13 protein-coding genes are annotated in these 17,317 nt (G+C 68.3%); 4 read left to right on the top strand and 9 right to left on the bottom strand.

Features of this window, described 5'->3' with window-relative positions:
* Positions 1-11: 11 nt before the first annotated feature.
* The 5 genes from IFR23_RS10640 to IFR23_RS10620 all read right to left on the bottom strand — a co-directional run bounded on the left by IFR23_RS10640 (position 12) and on the right by IFR23_RS10620 (position 7,754).
* Positions 12-1,613: a TolC family protein gene (locus tag IFR23_RS10640; protein ID WP_192975859.1), complete on the bottom strand. Its 1,602-nt coding sequence runs from the start codon at positions 1,611-1,613 to the stop codon at positions 12-14.
* Positions 1,603-2,976, bottom strand: a complete 1,374-nt coding sequence (locus IFR23_RS10635) for an HlyD family type I secretion periplasmic adaptor subunit (protein WP_192975858.1) — start codon at positions 2,974-2,976, stop codon at positions 1,603-1,605. Before IFR23_RS10635 ends, IFR23_RS10640 begins: the two co-directional genes overlap by 11 nt.
* Positions 2,973-4,730, bottom strand: a complete 1,758-nt coding sequence (locus tag IFR23_RS10630; RefSeq protein WP_244655591.1) for a type I secretion system permease/ATPase — start codon at positions 4,728-4,730, stop codon at positions 2,973-2,975. Before IFR23_RS10630 ends, IFR23_RS10635 begins: the two co-directional genes overlap by 4 nt.
* A gap of 346 nt (positions 4,731-5,076) precedes the next feature.
* Positions 5,077-7,170, bottom strand: a complete 2,094-nt coding sequence (locus IFR23_RS10625; protein WP_446740904.1) for a copper-transporting P-type ATPase — start codon at positions 7,168-7,170, stop codon at positions 5,077-5,079.
* Complete coding sequence (locus IFR23_RS10620; RefSeq protein ID WP_181321093.1) at positions 7,167-7,754, bottom strand: hypothetical protein; 588 nt, start codon at positions 7,752-7,754, stop codon at positions 7,167-7,169. The genes IFR23_RS10625 and IFR23_RS10620 overlap by 4 nt, the downstream gene beginning before the upstream one ends.
* A 167-nt stretch (positions 7,755-7,921) precedes the next feature.
* On the opposite strand from IFR23_RS10620, the gene IFR23_RS10615 reads away from it, so the two are divergent.
* The 3 genes from IFR23_RS10615 (at position 7,922) to IFR23_RS10605 (ending at position 12,143) form a co-directional block, all read left to right on the top strand.
* Positions 7,922-8,503 (top strand): GNAT family N-acetyltransferase, encoded by a 582-nt coding sequence (locus IFR23_RS10615; protein ID WP_192975856.1) that lies wholly within the window; start codon positions 7,922-7,924, stop codon positions 8,501-8,503.
* A gap of 113 nt (positions 8,504-8,616) precedes the next feature.
* Positions 8,617-11,142: a magnesium-translocating P-type ATPase gene (gene mgtA, locus IFR23_RS10610; protein ID WP_192975942.1), complete on the top strand. Its 2,526-nt coding sequence runs from the start codon at positions 8,617-8,619 to the stop codon at positions 11,140-11,142.
* 2 nt (positions 11,143-11,144) lie between these two features.
* Positions 11,145-12,143: a lysylphosphatidylglycerol synthase transmembrane domain-containing protein gene (locus IFR23_RS10605; protein ID WP_244655590.1), complete on the top strand. Its 999-nt coding sequence runs from the start codon at positions 11,145-11,147 to the stop codon at positions 12,141-12,143.
* A 112-nt stretch (positions 12,144-12,255) separates the two neighbouring features.
* Here the strand turns inward: IFR23_RS10605 and IFR23_RS10600 are convergent, their stop codons facing one another.
* From IFR23_RS10600 to IFR23_RS10585, 4 genes are read right to left on the bottom strand one after another with little or no spacing between them, the layout of a single operon-like run.
* On the bottom strand, positions 12,256-13,230 hold the full coding sequence (locus tag IFR23_RS10600) for an ABC transporter substrate-binding protein (protein ID WP_192975852.1): 975 nt from the start codon (positions 13,228-13,230) through the stop codon (positions 12,256-12,258).
* Positions 13,227-14,063 (bottom strand): class II aldolase/adducin family protein, encoded by an 837-nt coding sequence (locus tag IFR23_RS10595; protein ID WP_192975850.1) that lies wholly within the window; start codon positions 14,061-14,063, stop codon positions 13,227-13,229. Before IFR23_RS10595 ends, IFR23_RS10600 begins: the two co-directional genes overlap by 4 nt.
* 11 nt (positions 14,064-14,074) lie before the next feature.
* Entirely contained in the window at positions 14,075-15,013 is a 939-nt protein-coding gene (locus IFR23_RS10590; RefSeq protein ID WP_192975848.1) for an NAD(P)-dependent oxidoreductase, read from the bottom strand.
* Positions 15,010-16,176: an acyl-CoA dehydrogenase family protein gene (locus tag IFR23_RS10585; RefSeq protein WP_192975846.1), complete on the bottom strand. Its 1,167-nt coding sequence runs from the start codon at positions 16,174-16,176 to the stop codon at positions 15,010-15,012. Before IFR23_RS10585 ends, IFR23_RS10590 begins: the two co-directional genes overlap by 4 nt.
* A gap of 207 nt (positions 16,177-16,383) precedes the next feature.
* Here IFR23_RS10585 and IFR23_RS10580 point away from each other — a divergent pair, with 207 nt between their 5' ends.
* Entirely contained in the window at positions 16,384-17,229 is an 846-nt protein-coding gene (locus IFR23_RS10580) for a LysR substrate-binding domain-containing protein (RefSeq protein WP_192975844.1), read from the top strand.
* Positions 17,230-17,317 lie beyond the last annotated feature (88 nt).

The following is a 17,317-nucleotide window of genomic DNA, read 5'->3' as shown; positions in this document are numbered from 1 at the left end:
CAATTGAAGCGTTAAGTCCCACCCGTCACGACCGTGTCGCTCAGGTCGCCGATCGTTGGGCCTGCCAGAATGGGAACGCTCGTGATCGGCAAGGTCATGCCGACCGGTCCAGGCAACGCCTGTACGAGCGCCGGCCTGATCCTCGCGTCGGTCGCGGGCGCAAGCTGCGGTGCGGGTCGAGCCGCCGCACTCGGAACCTGCGCGCGATCGATTGGCGCCAGCACAGGATCGAACGGCCCGAACGTCTTCGCCCGGACGCGCCGCGTATTCTGCGCCGGATCATAGGTCGGCACGGCCTGATCGATCGCCGCCGCCTGCAATCGACCGAGCGTCGCTAGAAGGCGCGCCTCCGCGGCATAGGCGCCATAGGTCGCGTTGACGAAGACGAGCTGTGCGGTCAGCAGCCGCTGCTCCGAGTCCAGCACTTCGAAATTGGAGCGAAATCCTTCCGCGAAGCCGCGCTGGACGCCGGTGAGCGCGGACTCCGCGGCCTCGGTCGCGAGCTGCCCCGCCGCCATCTGCTCGCCGCCGGCCACCGCCTGGTTCCACGCGTTTTGCGCATTGGCGAGGGCGGCCCGACGCGCGGTCTCGACCTCGAACCCGAGCTGCTGGCGTTCGGCGACCGCAGCGCGGACCCGCGAGCCGATCACCCCGCCTGTCAGCAGCGGCATCGTCAGCGTGACCCCGCCGGTCGCCTGCGCCCCTGCATCGCGGAGACGGTAGGAATACGGACTCGCATAGCCATAGCTGCCCGACAGCGCGACGATCGGCGCACGCTCGGCGCGTTGTGCAGCGATCCTCGCATCGCCCGCCTTGGTGGCGAGAATCGCCTGCCACAGGCTCGGGCTTTCCTTCTCGACCACCGCGAAGGCAGCATCGAGCGAGCGCGGCAGGCCGGGCAGCGTCGGCGGGACGAGCAGCGTGCCCGGATTGCGCCCGACCACGGCCGCGAACCGCCCCCGGCTCGCCTGGAGGTTGACGGTCGCCTGCGCGAGCTGCGCGCGGATGATCTCGCGTTGCGCCTGTGCTTGGGCGATGTCGGTACGCGTCAGGTCGCCGCCGCGTTCGCGCGCGATCGCCTGCGTGACCTGCCGCCCGTAGGAGTCGAGTGAGCGTTGCTGGATCGCCACCAGCGCCTGGTCGCGCCGCACCGACACGAACGCGTCGACGACTTCGAGCAGAATCGCGTTCTCCGCCTCCCGCAGCCGTTCGCGCCCCGCCAGCACGGTCGCCTCGGCCGCGGACACCTGCGCCGCGGTGCGCCCGCCGTTGAGCAGGATCTGCGAGGCAGTCAGCGATGCGCCAAGCGTCCGCCCTCGCGCGGTATCGAAATCGCCGAGCCGCCCGCGCTGATCCTGCGACTGGTATTGCAGCGTCATGTTGACGCCCGCGGTCAGCCGATACGCCGCCCCCGCCTGGACGATCTGCTCGTCGAGCGCACGGAGTTGCGCACGCTGCCCCTCCAGCGAGGGATTACTCCGATACGCGTCCGCGATCGCCTGCCCCAGCGTTTCCGGCGCGGCGGACCGTGCCTCCTGCGCCGTCTGCGCGAGCGCGGATCCGGCGGGCAACAGAAGCACGACGGCGGCGAGGCGAAGGATATCAGCGTTCATGGAGCGACCGTAAAAAAGCCTCGGTCAACGGATCGAGGAGATAGTCGAGCGCGGTGCGCGACCGCAGCTTGACGAGGACGGTGACGGGTACGCCCGCGCGGATGCCGGTATCGCGCCCGCGGACGGCCTCGATCTTGGCGATCTGGTCGCGCGGCACGGTGATCTCGGCGCTGAAATAACTGTGACCGGTCTGCTCGTCGCGGAGCGAGTCCGCGGACACCGTGCGGACCGTGCCGAGCAGGATCGGCAGGTCGCGTTCGTGCAGCGACAGGAACTTCACCTCGGCCTCACGACCGGCGAAGACGCCGTCGATGTCGCCGGGCGAGAAGTTCGCGCGGACCACCAGCGGCGCGGCGTCGGGGACGATGTCGAGGATCGCCTGCCCCGGCTGGATCACACCCCCCACCGAGAAGACACGCAATCCGACTACCCGGCCCGCCACTGGCGCGCGGATGATCGTCCGCGCCAGCTGCTCGCGCGCGGCGGCGAACTTCGGCATCACCTCGTTCAGCTGGAACTGCGTATCGCGGAGCAGCGTCGCGCTGTCCTCGACATATTTGCGCCGGGTCTGGACACCTTCCGCGCGCGTCTGGCCGATCTGTTCGCGCGCCGCCGCCGAGCGAGAGACATAGTCGGCGTCGGTCCCTTCGAGCTGCTGGATCGAGCGCTCGATCGCCCGCACTGTGTTGCGCGAGACATAGCCCTGATCGGCGAGCGTACGCGTACTCTCTAGCTGTTGGCGGAGCGACGCACGCTGGCGGGCGGTCGCTTGCGCCTGTGCGTTGAAGCCGGTGGTCTGCTGCGCGACGGCCGCCGCCTGCTGGCGGAGCACTGCGCCGTTTGCCGCCAGCGCAGCCGACCGCGCGGTGCGTTGCGCGATCTGGAGCGACTTCGCTCGCTCGACCAGCCGCAGGTCGTCGCCCTGCGCGGACGCGAACTCGGCGGGCCAGACGATCGCGCCACCGCGAACGTCCGCTTCGAGCCGCGCCCGCTGCGCCTGGAGGTCGATGACACTGGCCGCCAACGCGCGCTCGCTCGCGGTCACTTCCGCACCTTCGAGCCGGAACAGGACGTCCCCCGCGCGGACGTGTTGCCCATCCCGCGCGGCCATTGCCGCGACGATCCCGCCCTCGCGGTGCTGGACGGTCTGGCGATTGCCGGCGACGACCACCTGCCCGTCGCCCGCCGCCGCCGCATCGAGCCGCGCGAACGCCGCCCAGCCGAGCCCGACGACGAAGAACAGGATCGCGACGATCCCGCCGACCAGGATCGCGTGCCGCGGGGAATCGTCGAGGCGGAGGCGATCGCCGAGGCTCGCGCCGCCAGCGGCGGGGACTGGACTGGCCAGTTCGGCGGGGATCATCGTGCGCCTCCGGTAGCAGCCGCGGGCGCGGCGTTGGCGGGACGAACAACCTTTGTGCGCTCGTCGAACAACTGGATCGTGCCGCCGCGCAAAACCATGATCTTGTCGACCGCTTGCAGGAGCCCGGTCCGGTGCGTCGACACGATCACCGTCGCCCCGCGCGCGCGCAGTGCTGCCAACGTCGTCACCAGCCGCGCTTCGCCATCGCTGTCAAGATGCGCGTTGGGCTCGTCGAGGAACAGGATCGTCGGCGTGCCGAACAGCGCGCGCGCCAGCGCGACCGACTGGTTCTGCCCCGCCGACAGCCCCGATCCGTCCGCCATGCTCAGCATCGTCGCATAGCCATTGGGCAGGCCAAGGATCACCTCATGCGCGCCCGCCGCGTGCGCCGCCTCGACCACCGCAGCGTCGAGCTGTTCGCTCTCGCCCGCCAACACCGATTGGAAGCGCGAGATGTTGGTGTGGACCGAGGTCGGGAACAGCGACGGCGATTGCGGCATGTACCCGACGTGCCGGCCGAGCTGTTCGCGGTTCCAGTCGGCGAGACTCGCGCGGTCGATCCGAACCTCGCCTGTGTCCGGCGACAAGGCTCCCGAAAGAACGCGCAGCAAGGTAGACTTGCCCGCACCGCTCGGACCGACCAGCGCGACGATCTCGCCGGGTTCGACGGCGAAACTGATGTCCGTAAGCAACGCCCGGTCGCTACCTTCGGCGCGGACGGTGACGCCGCGGACGTCGATCCGGCCGACCGGCGCGGGGAGCGTCGTCGCATCGATCGACGGCCCCGGCATCGCGCAGAACGCGTCGAGATCGCGGTAGGCGTTACGCGCAGCGGCGAGCGGCTTCATCGCACCGAGGATCTGCTCGACGGGTTGCAATGCACGCCCGAGCAACAGCGACGCGGCAAAGATCGCGCCGCCCGAGATATCCTGCCGGATGGCCAGCAACGCCCCGAGCGCCAGCGCGAGCGATTGCAGCAGCAGGCGAAGGAACTTGGTGATCGCGAGAAACTGGCCCGACGTGCCGGCGAGCGCGGACTGGCGACGGACCAGCTCGGCACGCTCCAGCAGGTGCCGCGTGATCAGCGCATTGCGCATCCCCATCACCCGCGCGACTTCCGATCCGTGGATCGATACGTCCTGTTCGCGCGTCGCGAGCACCGCGCGCGCCTGCGTGTCGCGCGCAGCCCCCGCGGTCACCCGGTCGCTGAGGATCGCGATCCCGCCGAGCAGCAACGCGCTGACCAGCGCCAGCACGCCGATCCACGGATGCAGCAGGAACGCGATGCCGATATAGATCGGCGCCCAGGGCGCATCGAACAGTGCGATGATCGTCGGCCCGGTCAGCGTGCCCCGCACCGTATCGAAATCGCGCATCGCCTGGCTGCGCTGTCCTATCGTCGCGCCGTCGGTGCCCAGAATCCGCAGCAAGATGCCCGGTGCCGCGCGACGCTCGAGCCGCATGCTCGCGCGCAGCAACAGTCGCATACGGACGGCATCGAGGATCGCGAATACGATTAGCGACAGCACGAGGATCAGCGTGAGAAGCAACAGCGTCGCACCACCGCGCGTCGGCACCACGCGATCATACACCTGCAACATGAAGATCGACGGCACGAGGTACAGGATGTTCACCAACCCGGAAAACAGCGCCGCGAACACCAGATGCCGCCGGCAGCCTCGGACTGCGCCGGACAGGACATTCCCGGCGCGATCGGGTTTCGCAGTCGCAAGTGCAGAGGGAGACGTCGGCATACGCCCGCATAACCGCGAAAAGTTAAACGAACGGTTTCATAGTGTTGACGACGTTCGCAGACGTTTCACGGCATGCCCGGATTCGTCAGCATCGTATTTGTATCGTCGGCGCGAACAGCATCGATGACGCGCGCCAGACCGCCCGCGCACGCGGGGGAGCTAGCCTTGCTCGGTAACGGTAGCCGCTGATGGTGCGATCGGTCAGCGGCGCCAGGGCAGGATCGACGCCAGCGACAAGACATGCATCGTCTACCCCGCCCCCCCCTTGCAGAAGCCGATATGTCTAGCCGTCGTGGCACCAGCTGTTCCTCGATACGGGGACGATGCGGATGTGGCGGGGCGGCGGTTACAACCGCACCGCGTTCAGCCTCAGCGCGTTGGTCACCACCGCGAACGACGACAGCGCCATCGCCGCGCCCGCGAGCATCGGCGACAACAGGATGCCGGTCATCGGGTACAGTACGCCCGCAGCCACGGGCACGCCGATCCCGTTGAACAGGAACGAGAATGCCAGGTTCTGGCGGATGTTGCGCATCGTCGCCCGCGCGAGCCGCCGCGCACGCACCAGCGCCGCGAGATCACCCTTGGTCAGCGTGATGCCCGCGCTTTCGATCGCGACATCGGTGCCCGTGCCCATCGCGATGCCGACATCGGCGGCGGCGAGCGCCGGTGCGTCGTTGATCCCGTCCCCCGCCATCGCGACGACCGCGCCGCCGCGTTTCAGGTCGCCGACGATCCGCGCCTTGTCCTCGGGTTTGAGGTCGGCGTGGACCGCATCGATGCCACCGATCGCGCGCGCCACGGCCTCCGCGGTCCCGCGACCGTCGCCCGTCAGCATGACGATACGCAGCCCCTCCGCGTGCAGGTCGGCGATCGCAGCCTTGGCGGTCTCGCGGATCGGGTCGGCGACGACGAGCATTCCCGCGAGCCGTTTATCGACCGCGACCAGCATCACCCCCGAGCCCTCGCCCCGCCGCGTCTCGCTTTGCCGTGCAAGGGATGCCGGATCCGCGCCGACCGACACCATCATCGCCGCATTGCCGATCGCGACGCGCCGCCCGCCGACATCCGCCGCCACGCCCAGCCCGGTCGTCGAGACGAACCCCGTCGCCACCATCGTCGCCAGCCTGCGATCGTCCGCCGCCACGACGATCGCGTGCGCCAGCGGATGCTCCGACGGGCGCTCGACCGCCGCGGCCAGCGTGAGCAATTCGTCCTCCGCCATCCCGCCGAGCGTCTCGACCGCGATCAGCCTCGGCCGCCCCTCGGTCAGCGTACCGGTCTTGTCGATCACCAGCGTGTCGACGCGTTCGAGCGCCTGCAACGCCTCCGCGGTTTTGACCAGCACGCCCGCCCGCGCGCCGCGTCCGGTGCCGACCATGATCGCCATCGGCGTCGCCAGCCCCAGCGCGCATGGACACGCGATGATCAGCACCGCGATGGCGTTGAGCAACGCATGGCCGAAACTGCCGGTCGCATACCAGACCACGAACGTCACGACCGCGATCGCGACCACCAGCGGCACGAACCAGCCCGACACGCGGTCCGCCACTGCCTGGATCGGCGCACGGCTGCGCTGCGCCTCCGCGACCATCCGCACGATCCGCGCGAGCACGGTGTCCGCGCCGACCGCCCGTGCCTCCATCACGAGGCTGCCGGTGCCGTTGATCGTGCCGCCGGTCAGCGTGGCGCCGATCGTCTTGAGCACGGGCGCGGGCTCGCCGGTCAGCATCGCCTCGTCCACCGACGACCGGCCATCGACGACGATGCCGTCGACCGGGATCGCCTCGCCCGGCCGTATCCGCAAACGATCGCCGAGCGCGACGTCGGCCAGCGCAATCTCGGTTTCGCCGCTCCCGACGATCCGCCGCGCGGTCTTCGGCGCCAGATCGAGCAACACGCGGATCGCCCGCCCGGTCGCCGCCCGCGCGCGGAGTTCGAGCACCTGGCCGAGCAGGACGAGCGTCACCACCACGCCCGCCGCTTCGTAATAGACCGGCACCGTCCCGTGCATCCGGATCGACTGCGGGAACAGGCCGGGCGCAATCGTCGCGGCAACGCTGTACAGGAACGCCGCACCGACACCGAGCGAAACCAACGTGAACATGTTGAGCCGCCAGGTCCGCACCGAAACCCACCCGCGCTGAAAGAACGGCAGCCCCGCCCACAGCACGATCGGCGTGGTCAGCGCGAACTGGATCCAAGCCGACCAACCCTGCGGGACGATCGCGATCCCCGTCATTTCGGCCCCCATCGAGAGCACGAGCAACGGCACCGTCAGCACCCCGGCAATCCAGACCCGCCGCGTGAAATCGACGAGTTCGGGATTGGCGCCGTCGTCCAGAGTCGGTGCCTCGGGTTCGAGCGCCATCCCGCAGATCGGGCATATGCCGGGTCCCTCCCGACGGATCTCCGGATGCATCGGGCAGACCCACATCATCGCAGCAGATCCCGAAACTCGGCGAGCCGCGACCGATAGCCATCCGCATCGCCGTATTCGAGAAACGCGTAATAGCGGTGGAGCGGATCGTCGACGCGCAGCGCATGCTTGATCGGGCACCAATATTGCTCGGTCCGGCTGCTGACTTCGCGGACGAACCCGACCAGCCCGTTCGCGTACGAACAGAAGGCGCAGTTGAGCGCCTCGATCCGGTTCAGATAGCCCAGATGCGCGCGATCGAACATGATGTAGTCGCCGCGCCGGACCCGCGCGATCCCGTACGCGCGAAAGCAGATCGCCTGGTACAGGCTCACCCACGCATCGACGATCAGCAGCGGCACGATCAGCGAGTAGATCACCGGCGCAGTCACGATCGAGACCAGATCGGAACGCGCGACAAAACGCAGCACCGATACTTTCAACCGCCGCTGCGCATCGAGCACGCCGTGTTCGAACCCGACGATCCGCCCGGTGAGCTCGACGCCAAGTGCACGCCGTCGTTGCTCGATCTCGCGGTCGAGTTCGCCCTGAAGCCGGACGATCTCGTGCGCGAGATCCTGCATCCGCTGGATATCGATCGTCATGGAGTCTCCTGGCAGGGGCGAAGGATCGCCCATCCGCAACCTAGTTTGGAGGGGAACCGTCGCTAGGATCGGAAACTACGTGTTTCCCGACGCTCCGGCGAGGCACGCATTGCGGCTAATCCAGAACCGTACCCAAGTCGGGTGCGTAATCGGATAAGGACGCCACGATGGTCGAACTCGTCAGCGAGCGTGCAACCGCCCCCGAGCGTATAATAGCGCCATCGCCGCCCGTCGAAGAACCGGTGACGTGGACCGCGGACCTCGTGACGCGCAGCGGCTACGTCTTCCACGTCCGCCCCGCTTCGCCCTCGGATGAGGCCGCGCTCGGCGAATTCTTCACCAAGGTCGACAAGGAAGACCTGCGGTTCCGCTTTCTCAGCGCGATCCACAAGGTCGACGAGACCCAGCTCAAGGCCCTGGTGACGGTCGATCACGAGCATACCGAGAACTTTCTCGCTTTCGAATACGGCACCGACCGGATCCTCGCGACCGCGATGCTGGCCGCCGACGAGACGCTCACGAATGCCGAGGTCGCCATCGCGATCCGCGCCGATTTCAAACGCCTCGGCATCAGCTGGACCTTGCTCGATCACGTCGCGAAGTTCGCGCGGGCAAAAGGCATTCGCACGCTGGAGTCGATCGAGAGCCGCGACAACCATCAGGCGATCGACCTCGAACGCGAGCGCGGCTGGATCGCGTCGGCCTGTCCGGGCGATTCCGCCGCGATGATCCTCCGGATGACTCTTTAGGCGGATTAGGCCGAGTCCGATGCCTTCGCGGCGCCGCGTCCAGGTTCAGCGACGTCCGTCGGCGAGAACGAGGCGATGACCGACAGCCCCTCGATCCTGACCGAGCGCGTCCGCTGACTCAGGATTCACCGCCCTTCTGGACCCGGACGGCCGCCGCGCTGTTCGCGGAACTCGGCGCCACCCCGAGCGGCCTAGCCGCGATCGCGGCGTCGGCACGCCTTACGCGCTATGGCCCCAACAGCGACAGCGCCGAAGCCCGCACCGGCCCGGCACGCGCGATGGCGCGACGCTTGCTCGAACCGCTCTCGCTCATCCTGCTGGCCGCGGGACTCGTATCGGCCGCAACCGGCGATGCGGTCGGCGGGTCGATCATAGTCGTGATCCTCGGCTTCTCGGTCCTGCTCGACACTTATCAGGAGGGACAGGCGGTTCACGCCGCCGCGATCCTGCGCCGGTCCGTCGCCGTTTCCGCGCGCGTTCTTCGTGATGGCGCGTTCGTCGCGGTTGCGGTCGAGGGGGTGGTGCCCGGCGACATCGTCGAGGTTCGCGCGGGCGACATCATTCCCGCCGACGCGCTGATCCTCGACAGCACCGCCTTCACCGCCAACGAAGCCGCGCTGACCGGGGAACCCTATCCGGTCGACAAGCGTGCCGGCATCGTCACGGCGACCTCCGCTGCCGAAGCCTCGAACGCGCTGTTCCGCGGGGCGATCGCGCAGACCGGTACCGCGACCGCGTTGGTCGTCGGCACCGGACGGGCGACGCTGTTCGGTTCGGCGGCGGCGGCGCTGGCGACCGACGCCGCCCCCTCCCCGTTCGAGCGCGACCTCCATGCCTATGGCCTGCTGACGACCCGGTTGACGCTGGCGCTGGTCGTGGTCGTGCTGACCGCGAGCATCTTCCTCGGTCGGCCGTTGCTCCAGTCGCTGCTGTTCGCGGTCGCGCTCGCCGTCGGGCTGACGCCGGAGCTGTTGCCGATGATCACGACCGTCACGCTGTCGCGCGGCGCGATGCGGATGGCGAAGCGCAAGGTGATCGTGAAGCGGCTCGCATCGATCCACGATCTCGGCGCGATGACGATCCTGTGCACCGACAAGACCGGTACGCTCACCTCCGCGCAGATCACCCTGGCGCGGAGCATCGACCGCACAGGCCGGGACGATCCGGAAGCCGCACGGCTCGGCGCTATCGCTGCCACGCTCGGCGGTGACCGCGGCGCGCTGGATACGGCCCTGGTGACCGCATCGCCGGGCGCCGCGAAGGGTTGGGTGCTGGCCGCGCAGAGCGTGTTCGACTTCGACCGGCGGCTCGGGACGGTGCTGGCGAGCGGAACCGACGGCATCATCCTGATCACCAAGGGCGCGCCCGAGGCCGTGCTCGCGGGATGCGCCACGTTGACCGACGCGGACCGGGCAACCGTCCTCGCGCAGGTCCGCACGCTTGCCGAACAGGGTCTTCGCGCGATCGCGATCGCCTCGCGACCCTGGGACGGCCCGGCTCGCCCGCCGACGCCGCAGGACGAAACCAATCTCGTCTACGCCGGCCTCTGCGCATTCGCCGATCCACCGAAGGACACCGCGCCCGCCGCCGTCGCGCGGCTGCAGGCGGCGGGGATCCGGCTGAAGATTCTGTCGGGCGACGATCCCGTGGTGGTCGCGCGCCTTGCCGGACTGGTCGGCCTTGCTACGTCCCGCGTGCTGTCCGGCGCCGACATCGCGAGGCTCAGCGACGACGCGCTGGCTGTGCAAGTTCGCGAGGTCGACGCCTATGGCCGGCTCGCGCCCGACCAGAAAGCGCGGTTGGTCCGCGCGTTGCAGGCGGACGGTGCGATCGTCGGCTATCTCGGCGACGGGATCAACGACGCGCCTGCGCTGAAGCTCGCCGATATCGGCCTGTCGGTCGCAGGCGCCGCCAGCGTCGCGCAGGCGTCGGCGGACATGATCATGCTCGACAGCGATCTCGGCGTGGTGGCGGACGGCGTCGAGGAGGGTCGGCGGACGTTTGCGAACATCCTCAAATACGTCCGGATGGGGGCCAGTTCGAACTTCGGCAACATGCTGTCGATGGCGGCAGCGTCGCTGTTCCTGCCCTTCCTGCCGATGCTGCCGACGCAGATCCTGCTCAACAACCTGCTCTACGACGTGTCGGAGATCGGCATTCCGTTCGACGGCGTCCGGCCCGAAGCCGTCGCAAGGCCGCAGGTGTGGAGCATGCCCGCGCTGATCCGCTTCGCCGCCGTCATGGGTCCGTTGTCGTCGGCGTTCGACCTGCTGACGTTCGCGGGGCTGTCGCTGATCTTCCACGTTGCCGCACCCGAGTTCCGCACCGCCTGGTTCCTCGAATCCATGGCGACGCAGATCCTGGTGATCTTCGTCATCCGCACCAACGGTCGCCCGTGGGCGGACCTGCCGCGCCCGGCGCTCGCGCTGTCGTCGCTCGGTGCGCTGCTCGTGGCGATGGTGCTGCCGTTCACGCCGGTCGGCGACTGGTTCGGATTCGTCGCGCCGCCGCTCGCGGTAATGGCCAGCTTGGCGGGCGTCACGCTGGCCTATCTGGTGCTCGCCGAACTCCTGAAGACGTTCCTGTTCGACCATCGCCCTGCGCAACCCCGGCGCCACGGCCGCGGTCGCGCTGGATGACGATGGCAAACATCTGGCGCGGGGCTTTACGCCATGCCGGCTGGCTGCTCGGCATCGCGGTGATCGCGATCGTCGTCGCCGCCGTGTTGCGGATCGGCGACCTGCACGCATTCGCGATGATGCTCGGCGATGCTCGACCCGGCTGGCTGCTCGTCGCGGTGGTGCTACAGGCAACCACCTATGCGAGCGTCGCGGCCGGCTGGGCATTCGTGCTGGCCGAAGCCCGTCAGCCGCAACCGTTCCGCAAGCTCTATCCGATCGCGGTCGGAAAACTCTTCGCCGATCAAGTCATCCCGGTCGCGGGCATGGGCGGCAACCTGTACCTCGTCGATCGCCTCACCGTGCTTGGCGTCCATCGAGGCCATGCCGTCGCCGCACTGCTCGTTGCGATGACCGGCTTCTATGCGGCGTACGGCGTCTTGGCGCTGGCGATGCTCGTAATGGTGTGGATCAAGGGGCTCGCCTCGATCTGGATCGCCGGTTTCGTCGCGATCTTTCTCGTCGTCGCAACGGCGATACCGGGACTGGCGCTGTGGATCCGGCGACGCGGGCGACGTCCGTTCTCGCCGGCATTCGTTCGATTTGCGTCCATCCGGACGCTCGTGGCGATCGTCGGCGAGGCACCGAAGCGCCTGCTGGTCGACCGCCAGCTCATCATGCGCGTCGCTGCGGTGAACAGCCTGGTCTTTCTCGCCGACGCCGCCAGCCTCACGGTGTGCTTCCTCGCGCTCGGTCACCCGGTCGGCTTCGCCGTCGCATTCGTCGCGGTCATGACGGCGTCGATGCTGGCGACACTCTGTCCGATCCCGCTCGGTCTCGGTACGTTCGAGGCGGGATCGACCGGTATGCTGACATTGATGGACGTCCCCGTCGAAGCAGCGCTCGCAGCGACCTTGCTGCTACGGGTCTTCACGGTGTGGCTGCCGCTCTTACCCGGTCTGGTGCTGATCAGATCCGCACTCGCCGACACGTCGCTTCGCCAACGATTACCTGGGCGGTGACGATCCTCACACAGCACGCGCGATCGCCCGTATTCGCGCCGGTTGGGTCCGTCGCCCGCTTCGGCGGCCATGGTGCATCGCTTCCCCCGTCAAGCGACCGCCCCGACCAAGTTCAGTAGATCTGGCCGATCCAGGCATTCAAGACAGTCGACCAGAGCGGACGGACATCGACCTTCGCCGGAATCACCTTTGCCGTCGCGAACCGGTCCGCAACCTGTTGCTGCGAGGCGATCGCCGCATCGGTGACGGGCACTATGCGCGGATCGGAACTGCGCTCTCGAAACTGCTGGAGCCAGATCGCCTCGGGCACCCCGGTATCCTTGGCGAGCACCGTCGCCCAGGCCGCGGGGTTGGCCACCGACCATGCGAAGGTCCGCGCGATCTTTCCCAGGTAATCGCCGATAGCCTCACGCCGCAGCGGGTCGGCGAGCGCGGCGGTCGACGCCGCGACGACGTAATTGCCCGACAACCTTCCCTTGCCGGTGGCGAGCACGCGCGCGCCGGTCGACCGGGCGAGGCTGCCCTGCACGCCGTAGATCACCCATGCGTCGAGCCGTCCCTGCTGGAACGCGGTCAGTCCGTCCGAGGGCGACAACGCGATCGGCACGACGTCCGCGAACGTGAGGCCGGCCTCATCCAGCAGGCGCAGTAGGATGTAATGCGAGGTCGTCGCGCGAACATAGCCGATCCGTTTGCCGCGCAAACCCGCCGCATCGCGGATGGTCGAGCCAGCCGGCACCAGCACGACCTGATTGTTCACGTCGTACTGCTGCACCGCGACCAGTCGGAACAGCGGGTCCGCGGCGGCGGCGAAGATCGGCGGTATCTCGCTCATCCCGCCGAAGTCGATCGCGCCGGCGTTGATCGCCTCGACGATCTGGTTGCCGCCCGCGAACAGCGCCTTGCTCACCGTGTAGGGCGGCGCGGCTTCGCCGGCCTGCGCGAAGAACGAGTCGATCTGGCCCTTGTAGGTGGCGACGCGCAGGGTGACGTCCTTCAGCGCGACCGGTTTGGCCCCCCCGCGTCCGCACGCCGACAGGGCCAGCGCGCCGCCGATCACCGCGCGGCGGGAAACTAGCGCGCTCAATCGAGCAGGTCCGGTTCTTGCGAGACGATCACGTCCCAATAGGGCTGGAACGCCCACAGTGCGCCGACCTCCGTGCCGACCTGCGACGCGGTGTGCCGCGCGACCGCGTCGCTCATTGGCTTGGTCGTGCCCGCAGCCTCGGCGAGCAACTGCGCCTGACAAGCATTCTCCATCGCGAGATAGCGCCAGACCGCCGCCTCGACCGAATGACCGACGGTCAGGATGCCGTGGTTCTGGAGGATCACCGCCTTGCGATGGCCCAGCGTCTGCGCGATCTTCTCGCCCTCGCTCGCATCGAGCACGACGCCGCTATACTCCTCGAACACCGCGTGATCGTCGTAGAAGGCCGCCGAATCCTGTGTCAGCGGATCGAGCAGTCGACCGAGCGACGACCATGCCTTGCCGTACAGCGAGTGCGAATGCGCCGCCGCGATCACGTCGGGCCGGGCCTTGTGCAGTTCCGAATGGATCGCGAACGCCGCGCGGTTTAGGCGCGCGGGCACGCCCTTGGGGGGCTCGACGACGACGCCCTCGTGGCTGACGAGCATCAGGTGCGACACCTTGATCCGGCCGAAATGCACGCCGAACGGGTTGACCCAGAAATGATCGGGCCATTCGGGATCGCGCACCGTGATGTGCCCCGCGCCGCCCATGTCGTAGCCGTTGCGCCCGAACAGCCGGTACGCGGCGGCGAGACGCTGTTTGCGATACAGCCGCTCGACCGCGGGATCGGCGTGGACCGGGATCACGGACGATCCGAACTCGGGCAACAGCGCCTCGACGATCGCAGTCTCGTTCGGCTCCTTGCGCCGCAGGGGAAGCGGGTTGGTCATCGTCGGTCTCCTCAATAGCCGCGGGCGCGATCCACCACGCCGTCGAGCGGTTGCCCGCGGCGGAAGCGATCGAGATTGGCGGCGAAACTCAGCGAAAGATTGCGCCGCGTCTCGGTCGTGTGGACGCTGGTATGCGGCGACAGGCGGACGCGGGGGTGCGTGTAGAAGCGGTGCCCGGCGGTCAGCGGCTCCGGGTATGTGACGTCGAGCGTCGCGCGCCCGACCCGCCCCTCGTCGAGCGCGGCGAGCAACGCATCGTCGTCGATCAGGATGCCGCGCGCGATGTTGATGAGGTGCAGGTTCGGCTTGGCTAGCGACAGGAGTTTCGCATCGATCATCCGCTCGGTCTGTGCGGTCGCCGGCGCGGCGAGGACGACGTGGTCGGCCTGCGCGAAGATCGTCGCGGGATCGGCACGCTCGACACCCGCTGCGAGCGGCAGGTCCGAGCGACGCGTGGCGATCACCCGCATCCCGAGCGCCTGCGCGCGCGGGGCGAGCGCCTCGCCGATCGCGCCGAACCCGATCAGGCCGAGCGTGGTGCCGGCAACGGTCGCGAGCGGTTTGGCCACCCAATCCTTGCGATCACGGATCCAGATGTCGGGTAGGTGCTTCGCCTCCGCCAGGATCGCGGCAAGCGCGAACTCGGCCAGCGCAATCGCCGAAGCGCCGCGCGCGGTGGTGACGACCGGCCCCTCGAACAGCCAGTCCGGGTAGAAATCGATGCCCACCGAAACGAGCTGGATCCAGCGCAGATCGAACGGCCAGCCCCTCGGCTGCGCCGGGAACGCGTCGCCCGGCCGACGAAACGGTGCCGCGATCAATACCTCGGGCCCGTGCGCGAGCCCGACCGATCCTGGCGCGATGCTGACGATCTCCGCCGCCTGCGTCGAGGCTGCAAAGGCGTCGTTGAAGAGCGCCGGTAACTGGCTGGCGACCTGCACACGCGTCACGCGCCACGGCCCGCAAACGCCGCGCGACCGGTGCTGCCCAGCACGACATCGCCCTGCGGCGTATGGATGCGGCCACACAGCACATCGCGCAGGTGTCGCTCCAGAGGGTTGTGCCGCGTCAGCCCGGCATTCCCGGTGACTGCGATCGCCTTCTCGACCGCGGCGATCGCGTTCTCGGTGACGAGGTGCTTGACCAGCCCCGCCTCCAGCCCGCTCGTCGCGCCGCTCGTGCCCGCGTCGAGCAGCAACCGGTTCTGTAACAACAATCCGTCGATCGTCCCGACCACCTCCTGGAACCGCGGCAAGGTCGACAACGACGCACCGAGATTGGTCGGCTTGCGATCGATCAGCCAGCCGACCAGCCAGTCGCGCGCATTCCGTGCGACGGCGTCATAGATCGCCGATGTCAGCACCGCGGACCAATTGGCGAACGCGGCGGAATAGGGCGGCTGCTTGCCGACCGGCCTGGGTTCCAGCGCCTGATCGAACGGCACCAGAACGTCCTCGAACACGACGTCGTGACTGGCACTCGCGCGCAGCCCGAGATGATCCCAGCTCTCCTCGATCCGGATGCCCGGCGTATCGGCGCGTACCAGCCAGCCGCCGACCAGTGGCTCCGCATCGTCCGAACGCGCCCAGACCACCATCCAAGTCAGCGCGGTCGAGCCGGTCGAGAAAATCTTCCGCCCGTCGAGCCGCCAGCCCTCGGCCGTGCGCCGCGCGATCGTGCCGGGAAGGCCGCCCCGCGCCGGCGTGCCCAGATCCGGCTCCACCCGCAGCGCATTGATCAGCGCACCGTCGCGCAACGCCTCACCGACGACACGCACCTTCAGCGCCTCCGAGAAACCGGACCGATCGTCGAGCCCGGCATGAAACAGATACTGCATCGTCAGGACGAGCGCGGTCGCCGGTTCGCCGCGAGCGACTGCTGCGATCACGCGTCGAGCCTCCGCCAGATCGCCGCCACCACCACCAAGCCGACGCGGCGCGGTCAGCGCGAGCAGGCCGTGACGCTGCAGCAGCGCGAAGTTCTCGACGGGCAACGTGCCGGCGCGGTCATGCTGCGCAGCGGTTGCAGCGAACGCGGCCGTCACGCCCGGCAGGATCGCATCGAGATCAAGCGTCGGCCCCTGCGGCGCAATCGAGAGGAGTTGCGCACTCATCGCAGGACCATGTCGGTCAGATCGCCGACAGGCTTCACGTGAAGACGATCGGTCGAGCGCGGCGCGTGGCCGCCGCGCTGCGATCCGGGTCGAGGATTACGATGTACCAAGGCTGCGCTCCTTCCCGCAGCAAGGAGCGCTTCATTTCCCATCGAATCAATATAGATTGTCTGCTAACGCATATGAGCCTGGCTTCTAGGACCGATCATGGCCGTCAACATTCCCACCGACGTCGTGCGCAGCTTCGTCGCGATCGTCGATGCCGGCTCGATGCTGCGTGCCGCGGACCGCGTGTTCGTCAGCCAGTCCGCGCTCAGCTTGCAGATGAAACGGCTGGAGGAACTGCTCCAGGTCGCGCTGTTCCGCCGCGAAGGGCGCAGGCTCGTCCTCTCGGTGCAGGGCGAACGGTTCCTGCCGCACGCGCGCGAGCTGCTTGCGGTCAACGATCGCGCGCTGGCAGCACTTGGCGACGGCAGCCTGGCCGGCCCCGCGCGGATCGGCTTCGTCCAGGATTTCGCGGAGACGCTGTTGTCCGGCGTCTTGTCGGTGTTTGCATCCAGCAACCCAGACGCCTCGCTCGACGTTCGGGTCGCAGGGTCGGCCGAACTGCTCGATCTGCTCGCGACCGACCGCCTCGACATCGTCCTGTGCATCGGCGAGGACACCGACAAGGCCGCCGTCGCCACCGCCGACATGCACTGGCTCGGCAATCCGCGCCTGATGTCCGCTGCGATCCTGCCTCTGGCGGTGCTCCAGAAGCCATGCCGGTTCCGCGATGCCGCGATCGCCGCGCTGGAGGCGGCGGGCAGGCCCTACCGGATCGTCCTGGAAACGCCGAGCCTGTCCGCCCTGCGCGCGGCGGTGACCGGCGGGATCGGTATAACCTGTCGCACCGACGCCTTGATGGGGCTCGATCCGGAAATCCACGACGGACTCCCCGCCCTGCCCCGCGTCGCCTATGTTCTTTGCATCAACGACACGCGACATCCGGTACTCGACCGACTCCACGACGTCGTCCTTCGTTCGATCGTCGAATCCGCCAGCGCAGATTGACGCTCTTCACGCCCGCAGAGGCTTTCTTTCCCGGCCGGACAACACGTTGAAATCGATGATTTTTTGAGCCCGTATTTGCAACGCTCAT

This window comes from Sphingomonas sp. CFBP 13603, assembly GCF_014892665.1.
Lineage (GTDB): Bacteria > Pseudomonadota > Alphaproteobacteria > Sphingomonadales > Sphingomonadaceae > Sphingomonas.
Note: the sequence above shows the minus strand (reverse complement) of the source record. Positions and strands in the feature narration are given on the sequence as shown.

Bases quoted from the DNA above. Each gene is read 5' to 3' on its own strand.
- IFR23_RS10620 (WP_181321093.1), bottom strand. From the start codon at position 7,754: ATGACGATCGATATCCAGCGGATGCAGGATCTCGCGCACGAGATCGTC.
- IFR23_RS10640 (WP_192975859.1), bottom strand. From the start codon at position 1,613: ATGAACGCTGATATCCTTCGCCTCGCCGCCGTCGTGCTTCTGTTGCCC.
- IFR23_RS10615 (WP_192975856.1), top strand. From the start codon at position 7,922: ATGGTCGAACTCGTCAGCGAGCGTGCAACCGCCCCCGAGCGTATAATA.
- IFR23_RS10585 (WP_192975846.1), bottom strand. From the start codon at position 16,176: ATGAGTGCGCAACTCCTCTCGATTGCGCCGCAGGGGCCGACGCTTGAT.
- IFR23_RS10605 (WP_244655590.1), top strand. From the start codon at position 11,145: ATGGCAAACATCTGGCGCGGGGCTTTACGCCATGCCGGCTGGCTGCTC.
- IFR23_RS10630 (WP_244655591.1), bottom strand. From the start codon at position 4,730: ATGCCGACGTCTCCCTCTGCACTTGCGACTGCGAAACCCGATCGCGCC.
- IFR23_RS10595 (WP_192975850.1), bottom strand. From the start codon at position 14,063: ATGACCAACCCGCTTCCCCTGCGGCGCAAGGAGCCGAACGAGACTGCG.
- IFR23_RS10625 (WP_446740904.1), bottom strand. From the start codon at position 7,170: ATGATGTGGGTCTGCCCGATGCATCCGGAGATCCGTCGGGAGGGACCC.
- IFR23_RS10635 (WP_192975858.1), bottom strand. From the start codon at position 2,976: ATGATCCCCGCCGAACTGGCCAGTCCAGTCCCCGCCGCTGGCGGCGCG.
- IFR23_RS10580 (WP_192975844.1), top strand. From the start codon at position 16,384: ATGGCCGTCAACATTCCCACCGACGTCGTGCGCAGCTTCGTCGCGATC.